Origin of the sequence: Pseudomonas bubulae (assembly GCF_037023725.1) — a bacterium.
In the GTDB taxonomy this organism is placed as follows: Bacteria; Pseudomonadota; Gammaproteobacteria; order Pseudomonadales; family Pseudomonadaceae; genus Aquipseudomonas; species Aquipseudomonas bubulae.
In genome coordinates, this window is the sequence record NZ_CP146077.1 from 886792 (window position 1) to 901220 (window position 14429).

At 58.9% G+C, this 14429-nt stretch carries 14 protein-coding genes; 9 read left to right on the plus strand and 5 right to left on the minus strand.

Features of this window, described 5'->3' with window-relative positions; genetic code table 11:
• Window positions 1-46: 46 nt before the first annotated feature.
• Window positions 47-409 carry a cupin domain-containing protein gene (locus V6L81_RS04090; protein WP_094999727.1) on the minus strand — a complete coding sequence of 121 codons (363 nt, stop codon included), beginning with the start codon at window positions 407-409 and terminating at the stop codon, window positions 47-49.
• Between the two features lie 169 nt (window positions 410-578).
• Between V6L81_RS04090 and V6L81_RS04095 the strand changes: the two genes are divergently transcribed.
• Window positions 579-2072, plus strand: a complete 1494-nt coding sequence (locus tag V6L81_RS04095) for an aldehyde dehydrogenase (RefSeq protein ID WP_094999728.1) — start codon at window positions 579-581, stop codon at window positions 2070-2072.
• Between the two features lie 246 nt (window positions 2073-2318).
• On the opposite strand, the gene V6L81_RS04100 is transcribed toward V6L81_RS04095, so the two are convergent.
• Together V6L81_RS04100 and V6L81_RS04105 are read right to left on the minus strand one after the other, a co-directional pair.
• Window positions 2319-3869: a phospholipase D family protein gene (locus tag V6L81_RS04100; RefSeq protein WP_095017866.1), complete on the minus strand. Its 1551-nt coding sequence runs from the start codon at window positions 3867-3869 to the stop codon at window positions 2319-2321.
• 32 nt (window positions 3870-3901) lie between these two features.
• Entirely contained in the window at window positions 3902-5323 is a 1422-nt protein-coding gene (locus V6L81_RS04105) for a PLP-dependent aminotransferase family protein (RefSeq protein ID WP_094999730.1), read from the minus strand.
• A 169-nt stretch (window positions 5324-5492) separates the two neighbouring features.
• Between V6L81_RS04105 and V6L81_RS04110 the strand changes: the two genes are divergently transcribed.
• Window positions 5493-5726: a DUF1127 domain-containing protein gene (locus V6L81_RS04110; RefSeq protein ID WP_094999731.1), complete on the plus strand. Its 234-nt coding sequence runs from the start codon at window positions 5493-5495 to the stop codon at window positions 5724-5726.
• A 31-nt stretch (window positions 5727-5757) separates the two neighbouring features.
• Here V6L81_RS04110 and V6L81_RS04115 read toward each other — a convergent pair whose 3' ends face one another.
• Complete coding sequence (locus V6L81_RS04115) at window positions 5758-7059, minus strand: FAD-binding oxidoreductase (protein WP_338660494.1); 1302 nt, start codon at window positions 7057-7059, stop codon at window positions 5758-5760.
• Between the two features lie 147 nt (window positions 7060-7206).
• Here V6L81_RS04115 and V6L81_RS04120 point away from each other — a divergent pair, with 147 nt between their 5' ends.
• Window positions 7207-7560 (plus strand): YkgJ family cysteine cluster protein, encoded by a 354-nt coding sequence (locus V6L81_RS04120; protein ID WP_003437837.1) that lies wholly within the window; start codon window positions 7207-7209, stop codon window positions 7558-7560.
• Window positions 7561-7650: 90 nt separating this feature from the next.
• Here V6L81_RS04120 and V6L81_RS04125 read toward each other — a convergent pair whose 3' ends face one another.
• Window positions 7651-8139, minus strand: a complete 489-nt coding sequence (locus V6L81_RS04125) for an Lrp/AsnC ligand binding domain-containing protein (RefSeq protein ID WP_016782681.1) — start codon at window positions 8137-8139, stop codon at window positions 7651-7653.
• A 155-nt stretch (window positions 8140-8294) separates the two neighbouring features.
• On the opposite strand from V6L81_RS04125, the gene dadA reads away from it, so the two are divergent.
• The 6 genes from dadA to V6L81_RS04155 all read left to right on the plus strand — a co-directional run bounded on the left by dadA (window position 8295) and on the right by V6L81_RS04155 (window position 14409).
• The gene (dadA, locus tag V6L81_RS04130; protein ID WP_029611630.1) at window positions 8295-9596 is read left to right on the plus strand and encodes a D-amino acid dehydrogenase; all 1302 of its coding nucleotides are present in this window, start codon (window positions 8295-8297) and stop codon (window positions 9594-9596) included.
• Complete coding sequence (locus V6L81_RS04135; RefSeq protein WP_094999733.1) at window positions 9568-9921, plus strand: RidA family protein; 354 nt, start codon at window positions 9568-9570, stop codon at window positions 9919-9921. Before dadA ends, V6L81_RS04135 begins: the two co-directional genes overlap by 29 nt.
• A gap of 100 nt (window positions 9922-10021) precedes the next feature.
• On the plus strand, window positions 10022-11095 hold the full coding sequence (gene alr, locus V6L81_RS04140; protein ID WP_094999734.1) for an alanine racemase: 1074 nt from the start codon (window positions 10022-10024) through the stop codon (window positions 11093-11095).
• Window positions 11096-11222: 127 nt separating this feature from the next.
• Window positions 11223-11771, plus strand: a complete 549-nt coding sequence (locus tag V6L81_RS04145; RefSeq protein WP_016782677.1) for a cupin domain-containing protein — start codon at window positions 11223-11225, stop codon at window positions 11769-11771.
• A gap of 180 nt (window positions 11772-11951) precedes the next feature.
• Complete coding sequence (locus V6L81_RS04150) at window positions 11952-12365, plus strand: cytochrome c5 family protein (RefSeq protein ID WP_094999735.1); 414 nt, start codon at window positions 11952-11954, stop codon at window positions 12363-12365.
• 115 nt (window positions 12366-12480) lie between these two features.
• The gene (locus V6L81_RS04155) at window positions 12481-14409 is read left to right on the plus strand and encodes an acetyl-CoA hydrolase/transferase C-terminal domain-containing protein (RefSeq protein ID WP_338660495.1); all 1929 of its coding nucleotides are present in this window, start codon (window positions 12481-12483) and stop codon (window positions 14407-14409) included.
• Window positions 14410-14429: the final 20 nt, after the last annotated feature.

Genomic DNA, 14429 nt, shown 5'->3' on the forward strand with positions numbered 1-14429 from the left:
CCATCAAAGCGTGGCAGGGCTTGTTGAAGGCTCTGGATCAGCTGTCTCAGGCCTTGCTCTCAAAGACTACGTAAATTTTCCGACAGGGCTCCAGCACTTCCCATGTCCCTTTGAATCCCGCTGGGATGACAAAGCGATCGCCGGCGCGCAGGGTCTTGGCGTTACCTTCATGGTCACGCAAAACGGAAACGCCCTGCACGATCTCGCAGTATTCGTGCTCGGTGTAATTGACGGTCCACTGGCCCACAGCTCCTTCCCACACCCCGGCGTTCATTTGCCCACAGGGGCTGTCGTAGTGGTTGTGGATAACTTGCTCAGGGTTGCCTTTAAGCACCTTTTCCGGGGCCGGGCTAAAACGTTCAGCCTGGGTATTGGCAGTGCTGAAGTCGACTACGCTTGCGATGCTCATCTTTGTTATCCCCCCGAAATTGCGGCATGTGTGGTCAGCAAAATTAAAGTCTATGTTTATTAAAACGAACAAGCCATGGTGTTTACGCCACCTGTGTCAAATATATTGAAAGTTCCAGGGCCACTGGTTTAGGGTGGCGCTTCCATTTCAACAAGAGGAGGACACTCGAATGACCACCCTGACGCGTGCTGACTGGGAACAACGGGCCCAACAGCTGAAAATCGAAGGTCGCGCCTTCATCAACGGTGAATACACCGATGCGGTCTCCAATGAAACGTTCGAGTGTCTGAGCCCGGTCGATGGCCGTTTGCTGGGTAAGGTTGCCAGCTGCGACAGCGCTGACGCCCAGCGCGCCGTGGAAGTGGCCCGCAAGACGTTCGAGTCCGGCGTCTGGTCCCGCCTGGCTCCGGCCAAGCGCAAAGCCGCAATGATCCGCTTTGCCGGCCTGCTCAAGCAAAACGCTGAAGAACTGGCCCTGCTTGAAACCCTGGACATGGGCAAGCCGATCAGTGACTCCCTGCACATCGATGTGCCCGGTGCTGCCGGCGCGCTGAGCTGGAGCGGCGAGGCCATCGACAAGATCTACGACGAAGTCGCCGCCACCCCGCACGACCAACTGGGCTTGGTAACCCGCGAGCCGGTGGGCGTTGTCGCTGCCATTGTGCCGTGGAACTTCCCGCTGATGATGGCCTGCTGGAAACTGGGCCCGGCCCTGTCGACTGGTAACTCGGTCATCCTCAAGCCGTCCGAAAAGTCCCCTCTGACGGCTATCCGTATCGCTGCGCTGGCCGTTGAAGCCGGCATTCCAGCGGGCGTCTTCAACGTGCTGCCAGGCTACGGCCACACGGTCGGCAAGGCGCTGGCCCTGCATATGGACGTCGATACGCTGGTGTTTACCGGTTCGACCAAAATCGCCAAGCAGCTGATGATCTACGCTGGCGAGTCCAACATGAAGCGCATCTGGCTTGAGGCCGGTGGCAAGAGCCCGAACATCGTTTTCGCTGATGCGCCGGATCTGCAAGCGGCTGCCGAAGCCGCTGCCAGCGCCATTGCCTTTAACCAGGGTGAAGTTTGCACTGCGGGTTCGCGCCTGCTGGTGGAGCGCTCGATCAAGGACAAATTCCTGCCGCTGGTGATCGACGCCCTCAAGGGCTGGAAGCCCGGCAACCCGCTGGACCCGGAAACCACCGTGGGCGCGCTGGTGGATACCCAGCAAATGAACACCGTGCTGTCGTACATCAAGTCCGGCCATAGCGAAGGCGCAAAACTGGTAGCAGGCGGTAATCAAATTCTGCAAGAAACCGGCGGCACCTACGTTGAACCGACCATTTTCGACGGCGTCAGCAATGCGATGAAAATCGCCCAGGAAGAAATCTTCGGCCCGGTATTGTCGGTTATCACCTTCGACAGTGCCGAAGAGGCCATCAAGATTGCCAACGACACGCCATACGGCCTGGCGGCAGCCGTCTGGACGGCCGATATCTCCAAGGCTCACCTGACCGCCAAGGCCCTGCGCGCCGGTAGCGTATGGGTCAACCAATACGATGGCGGCGACATGACCGCGCCGTTTGGTGGCTTCAAACAGTCGGGCAACGGCCGTGACAAGTCTCTGCACGCGTTTGATAAATACACCGAGCTGAAGTCCACCTGGATCAAGCTGTAATCCTCTAAACGCAACACCCTGTGGGAGCGGGCTTGCCCGCGATGACAGCACCGGGTCTGATTGACAGACCGCGGTGCCTTCATCGCGAGCAAGCCCGCTCCCACAATGGTTTTTACACCACATAATTGGAGCACAGACATGCGTTGGGCGACTTGTTTCGCCGTGCTGGTCGCATACGTCTATAGAATCGCCGTCGATCAGCGCCCTCTCCCTCCGGGAGAGGGTTGGGGAGAGGGCAGCCGCCAATCAGAGCATTTTTTCCAGCCCCACACTTTTGCTGAACCAGGCATTGAGCCGGCGCCACCAGTTGCCCGGTTCATGATGCAAGGTGTGCAACTGGCCATTGTCTTCGGTCACCCAGACCATCTTGCCCTGCTCCAGTTTCGGCTCATAGCTCAAGGCCGGGGCCATGCCCTGCAACGCCAGTTTGCGGGCCTCGGCGGCCAGCTCGGGGCTGTCCACCAGCACGCCGACTTCGGTGTTCCACAAGCCTGAGCGCGGATCGAAATTGAATGAACCGATAAAGGATTTTTGCCGATCAAAGATCATCGCCTTGCTGTGCAGGCTCGAATCCGAACTCATCCCGGGCTTGAACCAGTGCGGGCCACTGCCACCGCTGCTGCCCGGCTGGCGGCGCAATTCGAAGAGTTTGACCCCATGCTCCAGCAGCGCCTTGCGATAGGGTGCATAACCGCCATGCACCACGGGCACGTCTGTAGCCTCCAGGGAGTTGGTCAATAAACGTACATCGACCCCGGCATCGGCGCGGCCCGTGAGGTACACCAACCCGGTTTCACCCGGCACAAAGTAGGCTGAAACCAGAATCAGCTCCTGATTAACGCCTACCAGCTCCGGCGCCAGTTGTGTGGTCAGCAGTAGATGCGGGTCAGGCTCATCCCGGGCCAGCACCTTGCTCGGGGCATCCCACAGCGCCTGATTCCAGGCCCAGATCAGCTCCTTGCGCCACACGTCGAGCTGCGGGCGGGTTTCGTATGAGGCCAGCTCCTGATAGAGCGCCGGGTTGCGTTGCTGCGCACGCTTGAGCGAGGTCTCCAGTTGTTTGCGCGCCTTGCCCAGCTCCTGCTCAGAGAGTTGCGAGGAGACAAAATCACCAATCGGCTGGCTCAGGGCACTGTTCCAGTACTGATCGAAGCTGTGCCCCAACTGCTCGGCCACCGGGCCGACGCCAAGCAGGTCGATATCGGTAAAATTCAGCTCCGGTTTGGCATCGAAGTACTCATCGCCCAGATTGCGCCCGCCCACGATCGCCGCACTGTTATCGGCCAGCCAGAGTTTGTTGTGCATGCGCCGGTGCTGGCGCGAGAGGTTGAACAGCCTTCCCATCGCCCGGGTTACACCCGTTCCACGGCCCAGTTGCAGGGGGTTGAACAGGCGAATCTGGATATTGGGATGAGCGGCGAGGGTGGCCAGGATATCGTCCAGGCCATCACTGGCGGTGTCATCGAGCAGGATGCGCACACGCACGCCGCGATCTGCGGCCTTGAGCAATTCGTCAATCAGCATGCGCGTACTCAAGCCGTCGTGGACGATGTAGTACTGCAGGTCGAGGCTGGTTTGCGCGTTGCGAATCAACTCGGCCCGGGCCCTGAAGGCTTCGCCGCTGTTGGGCAGCAGCCTGAACCCCGAGCGACCTTGATACGGCGCGGCCTGGGCCTGGATCGAGCGGCCAAAGGCCGAGTCTGCGGCGGGTAACGCCTGGGTGGGTTCACGGGGTACGTCCAACGTGGCACAGCCTCCCAGCAAGACGACTAAAAACAATGCGCAAAGTGATTTCAACGGGTAAAGCCTCGGGCCAGACGTCACTGGAGTTAAACGGTATCTGCCAGCAGTTTACTGGCTGCCATACCCACTTTGCGCACCGCTTCTTCGATCTGCGGCGTAGGCTTTGCAGCGTAGTTCATGCGCAAGCAATTACGGTACTTGCCCGAAGCCGAAAAAATACTGCCCACCGCGATCTGCACGCCCTGGTCCAGCAACATGCGGTTGAGGCGCAGGCTGTCGAAGCCGTCAGGCAGCTCAAGCCACAGCATAAAGCTGCCCTGGGGCCTGCTGGCACGGGTGCCGGGCGGAAAGTAGCGGCTGATCCAGCCCAGCATCAGGTCGCGATTGCGCTGGTATTGGCTGCGCATTTTGCGCAGGTGCGGCTCGAAATGACCGTTTTTCAGGAAGTCGGCAACCGCCAGTTGCGGCTGCGGTGCGCAAGAGCCGGTGCTGATGTATTTCATGTGCAGCACCCGCTCCAGATAACGCCCCGGCGCCACCCAGCCAACGCGCAAGCCGGGGGCCAGGGTTTTGGAGAATGAACTGCACAGCAGGACACGACCGTCATCGTCGAAGGACTTGATGGTTCGCGGGCGAGGGTAGGTGTAGGCCAATTCGCCATACACATCGTCTTCTATGATCGCCACATCAAAACGCTGGGCCAGGGTCACCAGCGCCCGCTTGCGGGCTTCGGGCATGATGTAGCCCAGTGGGTTGTTGCAACTGGGGGTGAGCTGGATAGCCTTGATCGGCCACTGTTCCAGGGCCAGTTCCAGGGCTTCGAGGCTGATGCCGGTCAGCGGATCGGTAGGGATCTCCAGGGCCTTCATCCCCAGGCCTTTGAGGGTTTGCATGGCGCCATGAAAGCTTGGCGAGTCGACCGCGACGATATCCCCCGGTTCGCACACGGCTCGAATACTGCACGACAAGGCCTCATGGCAGCCGGTGGTGATTACCAGATCTTCTGCGCCCAACTGGCAGCCCGAATCGAGCAACAACCGCGCCACCTGCTCGCGCAGGCCGAGTACCCCGTAGACGTTGTCGTAATACAGACCGGGCAAGTCCAGGCGCCGGCTGATCTGCGCCAGGCTGCGCAACAGCGGCTTGATGGTTGGCGTGGTGACGTCCGGCATGCCGCGCCCCAACTGGATCACGTCCTTTTGCGGCACTGAGCGAACCAGTTCCAGCACTTGCTCCCACTGTGAAATTTCCACGGGTCGCTGGGCAGGTTTACCCATGCCCGGCAGGGCGGGCAGCTCACGCTCCATCGGCACGAAGTACCCGGACTTGGGCCGCGGCGACGCCAGGCCATTGTCCTCCAGCAAGCGATACGCCTGCTGCACCGTACTCAGGCTCACACCATGCTCGGCGCTTAGCGCCCGCACCGACGGCAAACGGTCGCCAGGGCGATAAAAGCCCTGCTCGATGCGCGTACCGAGCAGGTCGGCGAGGTTGACATAAAGGGTCATGGCAGAACTCCCGAAGGGTGGACCAGTACAGATGGGGCGTAAACCAAGGATTCAGCGCCTGAAATGGCAGATCTGTATGTATTTAAAAAGACTTTGCTGAATCTGTCATGGTTTCCAGCGCACGGCCATCATGCTGACTCATGGCAATCGAGTCAAAAGGAGCTGTCTGATGAATGGTTTGAGCGATGTGCGCCTGACGCTGCACAGCCAACAATTACTGGCTGAGCATGAAGCCCGTCAAGTCACCAGCACCCCGGCCGGTCTTGGGGTGTGGGGGCTGTTCTGCCACCGTGCTCGCAGCCGCCGGATGCTGCTGAACCTGGACGAACAGCAGCTGCGCGATGTGGGGTTGACCCGCGAAATGGCCCGGCAGGAAGGCTGCAAGCCATTTTGGCGTTCGTAACCAAACCTGCGGCAGCGGCTACAGGTTTGAATCAGCGCAGCTCTTTTAACCGGTGCCACAGCATCCCCAGCGCCAGCAATGGCGAACGCAGGTATTTGCCACCCGGGAAGGTGATATGCGGGACCTTGGCAAACAGATCAAAACCGTCACTGTGCTGGCCACTGATAGCTTCGGCCAGCAACTTGCCCGCCAGGTGGGTTGCGTTAACCCCGTGCCCTGAATACGCCTGGGCGTAATACACATTGGGATGCTCTTGCAGGCGGCCGATCTGCGGCAGGCGGTTGGCACCAATGCCGATCATGCCGCCCCACTGGTAGTCGATTTTCACGTCTTTAAGATGCGGGAACACCTCGAGCATTTTAGGACGCATGTACGCGGCAATATCATGCGGATCCCGCCCAGAATAATGACAGGCCCCACCGAATAACAGACGCCGATCTGCCGAAAGACGGTAGTAGTCCAGCGCCACGCGCTGGTCGCACACGGCCATGTTCTGTGGCAGCAAGGCGTGAGCCCGGGCTTCGCTCAACGGCTCGGTGGCAATGATGTAGCTGCCCGCAGGCAGCACTTTGCCGCTTAGTTGCGGGTTGAGGTCCTTGAGATAGGCGTTGCAGCCCAGTACCAGACTTTTGGCCCGCACTGAGCCCTGGGCCGTGTGCACCCGTACTTCAGGGCCATAATCGATGCGGGTTACTGCGGAGTTTTCAAACAGCTTTACACCCAGTTGCGCAGCGGCCGCTGCTTCGCCCAGCGCCAGATTCAGCGGGTGCAAATGGCCCGAGCCCATATCGACAAAGCCGCCGACATACCGATCCGAACCCACCACGCTGTGCACTTCGTTGGCCTGCAACAGACGGGTTTCATGGCGATAACCCAGATCGCGCAGCTCCTGGGCCTCTTCAGCAAAACCTTCAAGGTCACGGGGTTTGTTGGCCAGGTCGCAATAGCCCCAGGTCAGGTCACAGGCAATATTGAAACGCTCGACGCGCTGGCGCACTATTTCCACCGCCTCCAGCCCCATCAGCTTCATTTGCCGCACACCGTCCTTGCCGATGATGCCTTCAAACTGCTCAACACCATGGCCGACCCCGCGAATCAGTTGCCCGCCATTGCGCCCGCTGGCGCCCCAACCGATTTTGTGCGCTTCCAGCAAGACCACGCTCATGCCGCGCTCGGCCAGCTCCAGCGCCGTATTCAGGCCGGAAAAGCCACCGCCCACCACACACACATCCGCCACCAGCTCGCCCTGCAACACCGGATGATCGGGTTGTGGCAGGCTGCTGGCGGCGTAATAAGAAGCGGTGTGCTGGCTGCGCTGAACAGGGGCGTTCATGTGCGTAATCCTGATTATTGATGTTTGGAAAATTTGACGGAGCATAAGCCGTGCCATTCCCGTGGGGCAAGAACAGCCGAATGGCCCTGTCTAGGGCAGGGGTTTTCAGGCAGACTCTGCGGCCTTTTCTCAATCGGTACGTTCTGGATGAGCTGTAACAGTCACAAGATCCGCTTTCTCAGGCAGCAAATCCCCTCGTTCGAATGCGTGCCGGGTTGCCATGACTGCTGCGGGCCTGTGACCACTTCATCCGAAGAAATGGCCCGCTTGCCGCGCAAGACGGCTGCCGAACAAGAAGCAGCAATGGATGAGCTGAACTGTGTGCATCTGGGGCCCAATGGCTGCACGGTGTATGAAGAGCGGCCATTGATCTGTCGGTTGTTTGGCACTACCCCCACCTTGCCGTGCCCCAACGGTCGACGCCCGGTAGAGATGATTCACCCCAGCGCAGAGAAGCTGGTGCATGAGTACATCGCCAGTACGCGGCAGGTGCTGGTCTAGATCAAGAGCCCCCTCACCCTGCCCCTCTCCCGGAGGGAGAGGGGACTAAAGGCAAAAGCCGGTCTGCGCAGCCCCTCTAAGGGAAAGCCGTCAATCTGCAATCGGCAGATTCAGGCTCTCTTTGACTTCTTCCATCACGATATAGCTTTTGGACTCACGCACGTGGGGCAGCTTAAGCAAGATGTCACCCAGCAGCTTGCGGTAAGAAGCCATCTCGCTGATCCGCGCCTTCACCAGATAGTCGAAGTCCCCCGACACCAGATGACACTCCAGCACATGGGGCAACTTCAACACGGCGCGTCGGAATTCATCAAAGGTATCGCCTGATTTGTAGTCCAGGCTGATTTCCACAAATACCAGCAGGCTGCCCTGTAAATGTTGCGGGTTCAGCCGGGCGTTGTAGCCCATGATGATCCCTTCACGTTCCAGCCTGCGCACTCGTTCTGTACAGGGAGTGGTCGACAACCCAACCTTCTCTCCCAGCTCGGTAAACGAGATGCGGCCATCGACCTGGAGGATGCGCAAAATGTTGCGATCTATCTTGTCCAATTCACGCTTTGTTTGATGATTTGTACGCATAGGAGATTCTCCTCCGTGAAAAGGGTTATGCCCGAGAATTGTCGCCAAATATAGCTTCTTATACAGTGAATACCACTGCTCAATGCTTCATATACTGCGCTCATCTTTGCATCGAACAATAAACGTCTGCGGCTGGCCGCGATGAGGGAATGAATATGCGAGTTATGGTATTGGGTGGCGGCGTTATTGGTACTGCCAGCGCCTATTATCTGGCCCGAGCCGGTTTTGATGTGGTTGTCGTGGACCGTCAGCCAGCCGTTGCAATGGAAACCAGCTTTGCCAACGCGGGCCAGGTGTCCCCGGGCTACGCTTCGCCGTGGGCCGCACCGGGCGTGCCGCTCAAGGCGATCAAGTGGTTGCTCGAACGCCACGCACCTCTGGCCATCAAGGCCACGACCAGCATTGATCAGTACCTGTGGATGGCACAGATGCTGCGCAACTGCACCGCCAGCCGCTATGCCGTGAACAAGGAGCGCATGGTTCGCCTGTCCGAGTACAGCCGTGACTGCCTCGACGAACTGCGCGCCGAAACGGGTATTGCCTACGAAGCCCGTAACCTCGGCACCACACAACTGTTCCGCACTCAGGCCCAGCTCGATGGCGCCGCCAAGGACATCGCTGTCCTGAAAGAATCCGGTGTACCGTTCGAACTGCTCGACCGTGCCGGTATTGCCCGGGTTGAGCCCGCACTGGCCAGCGTGACCGACATTTTGGCCGGCGCCCTGCGCCTGCCCAATGACCAGACTGGCGACTGTCAGATGTTTACCACCCGCCTGGCTGAAATGGCCAAAAACCTGGGTGTTGAGTTCCGCTTCGGCCAGGATATCCAGCGTCTGGACTACGCAGGTGATCGCATCAATGGCGTGATGATCGACGGCAAACTCGAAACTGCCGATCGTTACGTACTGGCACTGGGCAGCTACTCGCCGCAAATGCTCAAGCCACTGGGCATCAAGGCGCCGGTTTACCCGCTCAAGGGCTACTCGCTGACCATTCCGATTACCAATTCGGACATGGCACCGACCTCGACCATTCTCGATGAGACCTACAAGGTCGCGATCACCCGTTTCGACAACCGCATTCGCGTTGGCGGCATGGCTGAAATCGCCGGTTTTGACCTGTCGCTGAACCCGCGCCGACGCGAAACCCTGGAGATGATCGTCAACGACCTTTATCCTCAGGGCGGTGATCTGAGCCAGGCCAGTTTCTGGACCGGCCTGCGCCCGACCACCCCGGACGGCACGCCGATTGTAGGCGCAACCCCGTTCAAAAACCTGTTCCTGAACACCGGGCATGGCACACTGGGTTGGACCATGGCCTGCGGTTCCGGTCGTTTCCTCGCGGACGTAATGGCCAAAAAGACCCCGCAAATCAGCGCCGAAGGCCTTGATATTTCCCGCTACGGCAACCACCAGGAGACTGCAAAACATGGCAATCCAGCGCCAGCTCACCAATGAACGCATGAGCCAGATCGTTACCCATAACGGCACTGTCTACCTGTCCGGGCAAGTCGGCGACGACATGAACGCCGGGGTCGAGCAACAGACCCGTGAAACACTGGCCAATATCGAGCATTTGCTGGACCTGGCGGGCTCCGATAAAAGCCGTATCCTGTCGGTCACTATCTACCTCAAAGACATCGATGCCGACTTTGCCGGCATGAACAGCGTCTGGGACCAATGGCTGCCCAAGGGTGTAGCGCCGGCCCGCGCAACTGTCGAGGCCAAGCTGTGCGAGCCCGAAATCCTGGTTGAACTGTCTGTTGTGGCAGCATTGCCGTAAGTTTTTTGATCACGTAACAGTCCCTCTTGCGGTGCAGCACGCAGTTCACGCTGCGGGTGTGCACCGTTTTTTATTCTTTTGCCGTTAGAAGCCCGCCGCCATGCGCCCAGCCCGTGCCCTGATCGACCTCCAAGCCCTGCGTCACAATTACCAACTGGCCCGTGAAGTCACGGGGGCCAAGGCCCTTGCTGTGATCAAGGCCGATGCCTACGGCCACGGTGCCGTGCGCTGCGCCCAGGCTCTTGAGGCCGAGGCTGACGGTTTTGCCGTGGCCTGTATTGAAGAAGCACTGGAACTGCGCGCCGCCGGTATTCGCGCGCCAATCCTGCTGCTGGAAGGTTTTTTTGAAGCGGATGAACTGCCACTGATCGTCGAACATGACTTTTGGTGTGTGGTGCATTCGCTGTGGCAGCTTGATGCCATCGAGCAGGCCCGACTCGCCAAACCCATCCATGTGTGGCTGAAACTGGACAGTGGCATGCACCGCGTTGGCTTGCACCCCAACGATTACAAGGCCGCTTACCAGCGTCTGCAGGCCAGTGCCAATGTGGCGAAAATCGTGCTGATGAGCCATTTTGCCCGCGCCGATGAGCTCGATTGCACCCGAAGCGTAGAGCAGGTTGCTGTGTTCCTCGGCGCTCGCGCCGATTTGACGGCAGAAATCAGCTTGCGCAACTCGCCGGCCGTACTCGGCTGGCCACGCGTGCCAAGTGACTGGGTACGCCCGGGCTTGATGTTGTATGGCAGCTCGCCATTTGACGAGCCACAGGCCACTGCCTCTCGCTTGCAACCGGTGATGACCCTGGAGTCCAAAGTGATCTGCGTGCGCGAACTGCCCGCCGGTGAGCCAGTGGGCTACGGTGCCAGGTTCATCACCCCAAAACCCATGCGAATCGGCGTGGTGGCCATGGGTTATGCCGACGGCTACCCGCGCCAGGCTCCCACCGGTACCCCGGTATTTGTGGACGGTGTGCGCAGCCAGTTGCTGGGTCGTGTGTCGATGGACATGCTGTGCATCGACCTCACCGATGTGCCGCAAGCGGGCCTGGGTTCGACGGTCGAGTTGTGGGGTAAAAACATTCTCGCCAGCGAAGTGGCCACTGCAGCAGATACCATTCCTTACCAGATTTTCTGCAACCTCAAACGCGTTCCACGGCTCTATTCCGGTAACTGATGGGTTGTATCCAATATGCAGGGGCGAATGGGCGTCCGGGTTTGAAGTCGAAGTGTTGTAAATACTGAACGCTATCGCCATGATGGCGGCTTCTCGACCCGAATCTGACCCCCAGGAGGCTCCCGCATTGGACGTCGGTGAACGACTGCAATCCATCCGCAAACTCAAAGGCCTGTCGCAGCGTGAACTCGCCAAGCGCGCGGGCGTCACCAACAGCACCATTTCGATGATCGAAAAGAACAGCGTGAGCCCGTCCATAAGCTCCCTGCGAAAAGTGCTGAGTGGCATCCCCATGTCCATGGTCGAGTTTTTTTCCGAAGAAATCCTTCAAGAAAACCCAACTCAAATTGTCTACAAAGCCAATGAGCTGATCGACATTTCCGACGGTGCGGTGACCATGAAACTGGTGGGCAAGGCACATCCGAGCCGGGCCATTGCCTTTCTCAACGAGATTTATCCACCGGGTGCCGATACCGGGGACGAAATGCTGACTCATGAAGGCGAAGAAACCGGGATTTTGGTGGAAGGTCGCCTAGAGTTAACCGTGGGTCTTGAGACCTTCGTGCTGGAAGCCGGTGACAGCTATTATTTCGAAAGCTCCAAACCACACCGCTTTCGTAATCCGTTCGACGTCGCGGCGCGACTAATCAGCGCAGCCACCCCGGCGAATTTCTAAGAACAGAGGCGCCCTGTCTGCTTGCAGAGGCACCCGTAGATGCATTTCGCCAGCTCTATTCCCCCTTTGTCTTTAGGGTTGTTTCAGAGAGGCGGGCTAACCGTTATACTTTCGCCGCCCGCGAAACCGTGGTTGTGGGCGTGAATAGCCACCATTGAGGGTGAACGCGTGAACCTAATTATGAAAATGCTGGCCGTACCAGCAGCAGTAGTGGCCCTATGGGCAGTCAACGCTCAGGCAGCAACGAACGATGACATCGCAAAACGTCTTGAGCCAGTGGGTAAGGTCTGTGTTCAAGGGCAAGAATGCAAAGGGATGGACGTAGCAGCCTCGGTGGGCGGCGGCGGTGGCATGACCCCCGACGACATTATTGCCAAGCATTGCAGTGCATGCCACGGCACCGGCCTGTTGGGCGCACCGAAAATCGGTGACACCGCGGCCTGGAAAGAGCGCGCCGATCATCAGGGCGGCCTTGATGGCATCCTGGCCAAAGCCATCACCGGTATCAACGCCATGCCGCCAAAAGGCACTTGCATGACCTGTACCGATGAAGAGCTAAAAGGCGCCATCGAGAAAATGTCCGGTTTGAAATAACCCGACCTTCTCTGAAAAAGCCGCTGATGGGCGGCTTTTTTGTGCCCGAAATTTGAGCTCGTCCGCGTCCTCTGCGCTATCACGTCTATATTCAAGACTGGATAAGGAGGATCAGATGGTGCAGTCCTGTTCGATCGAGCGCGCAGTCGATGATGTGCTGGCGCGATTACCGATGCATATTCACCTTGGCCTGCCGCTGGGCCTGGGCAAGGCCAACCGCTTCGTCAATGCGCTGTATCAGCGGATCAGGCAGCTGCCCGAACGCCAACTGACGATCTATACCGCTTTGAGTCTGGGCCGCCCCCCACTTGGGGACGGACTGCAACGGTTGTTTCTGGAGCCTTTTGTCGAGCGGGTATTTGGCGATTACATTGAGCTGGATTACCTGGCCGACCTGCTTCACAACAGCATGCCCACCAACATCCACGTCGAGCAGTTCTTTTTGCAGCCGGGCAGTTTGCTCAACAGCCCGCCTGCCCAGCAGGATTACGTCAGCAGCAATTACAGTCACGCGGCCCGCGACATCAATGCCAGCGGCCTGAACCTGGTGGCCCAACTGGTTGCTCGACACCCCGAGGATGCAGCGCGTCTGAGCCTGAGCTGCAACCCGGATATTACCCTCGATTTGTTGCCCATGATTGCCAAGCGGCGTGCGGCGGGCGAGACCATTCTGATACTGGGCCAGGTACATGGTGACCTGCCTTATATGCCCGGCGACTCGGAGCTGAGTATCGAAGATTTTGATCTGTTGATTGACGAAGATGAGCACACTACGTTGTTTTCAACGCCCAGCATGCCGGTCAATCTGCAAGACCATATGATCGGCCTGCATGCCAGCACCCTGATACGCGACGGCGGCACCCTGCAGATCGGCATTGGCTCGATGGGTGATGCCCTGAGTGCAGCCCTGCTCGCACGCCAGGGTGACAACGAGGGCTACCGCGACCTGCTCGACGCTATCGATATCACCCAGTGGCGCACGCTGATCGAGCAACAAGGTGGCGTCGAGCCATTTGCCCGGGGCCTGTATGGTTGCAGCGAGATGTTTGTCCACGGCCTGATGGTGCTGGCCGATGCCGGGATTGTGCGACGCAAGGTCTACCCCGATGCCGACAGGCAAGCCCAGGCCAATGCGGGCACCCTGGATGAAAGCTTGCAGGGTGACGGGGTCAGCATCCACGGCGGTTTTATCCTAGGCCCCCGCGATTTTTACCAGCGGCTAAGGGAGTTGCCCCACAGCAAGCGCCTTGAATTCAATATGACCGCCATCAGCTATATCAACGAACTATACGGCCAGGAAGAGTTGAAACGCCTGCAACGGCGTGATGCGCGCTTCGTCAACAGCGCATTCACCGTGACCTTGCTCGGTGCCGCCGTGGCTGATCAGCTCGAAGACGGCCGGGTGCTGAGCGGGGTCGGCGGGCAATACAACTTTGTTGCCCAGGGCCATGCCCTGCATGACGCACGCTCGGTAATCATGTTGCGCAGCTGGCGAGAGTCGGGCGGTGATGTAAGTTCCAATATTGTCTGGGAATACGGTCACTGCACCATCCCGCGGCATTTGCGCGACATTGTGGTCACCGAATACGGGATTGCTGATTTGCGCGGCAAAACCGACAGCAAAGTCATCGAGGCGCTGCTCAACATCACCGATTCGCGCTTCCAGACCGAACTGACCACCCAGGCACAACTGATGGGCAAGCTGCCCAAGGACTTTCGCCTTGATCCACGTTTTGCCGACAACAGCCCGCAGCGTTTGCAGGAGATCGCCGACCGGCACCCGCATTTGTTCCCGGAATACCCGCTGGGCAGTGATTTCAGCGCGCAGGAGCAAGACCTGCTGCGAGCGTTGAACTGGCTTAAAAGCAAATTCAAGCTCACGCAGATGTACCAACTGGGCAAGGCTACGCTGGACGCGCCTTCGCCCCAGGCATTCCCCGAACACCTGGAGCGCATGCAGCTCGCACAACCCGACGGGTTGCGCGATGAGCTGTACCAGCGTTTGCTGCTGGCAGGGCTGCAGGCAACCGCGAAAAGCAATTGACGCGCCTTTCGTAGCAGCTG

Coding starts and splice junctions, on each gene's coding strand:
- V6L81_RS04105 (WP_094999730.1), bottom strand. CDS start 5,323: ATGACCCTTTATGTCAACCTCGCCGACCTGCTCGGTACGCGCATCGAG.
- V6L81_RS04090 (WP_094999727.1), bottom strand. CDS start 409: ATGAGCATCGCAAGCGTAGTCGACTTCAGCACTGCCAATACCCAGGCT.
- V6L81_RS04135 (WP_094999733.1), top strand. CDS start 9,568: ATGGCAATCCAGCGCCAGCTCACCAATGAACGCATGAGCCAGATCGTT.
- V6L81_RS04120 (WP_003437837.1), top strand. CDS start 7,207: ATGAGCTGTAACAGTCACAAGATCCGCTTTCTCAGGCAGCAAATCCCC.
- V6L81_RS04125 (WP_016782681.1), bottom strand. CDS start 8,139: ATGCGTACAAATCATCAAACAAAGCGTGAATTGGACAAGATAGATCGC.
- V6L81_RS04150 (WP_094999735.1), top strand. CDS start 11,952: ATGAAAATGCTGGCCGTACCAGCAGCAGTAGTGGCCCTATGGGCAGTC.
- V6L81_RS04155 (WP_338660495.1), top strand. CDS start 12,481: ATGGTGCAGTCCTGTTCGATCGAGCGCGCAGTCGATGATGTGCTGGCG.
- V6L81_RS04095 (WP_094999728.1), top strand. CDS start 579: ATGACCACCCTGACGCGTGCTGACTGGGAACAACGGGCCCAACAGCTG.
- V6L81_RS04110 (WP_094999731.1), top strand. CDS start 5,493: ATGAATGGTTTGAGCGATGTGCGCCTGACGCTGCACAGCCAACAATTA.
- V6L81_RS04115 (WP_338660494.1), bottom strand. CDS start 7,059: ATGAACGCCCCTGTTCAGCGCAGCCAGCACACCGCTTCTTATTACGCC.
- alr (WP_094999734.1), top strand. CDS start 10,022: ATGCGCCCAGCCCGTGCCCTGATCGACCTCCAAGCCCTGCGTCACAAT.
- dadA (WP_029611630.1), top strand. CDS start 8,295: ATGCGAGTTATGGTATTGGGTGGCGGCGTTATTGGTACTGCCAGCGCC.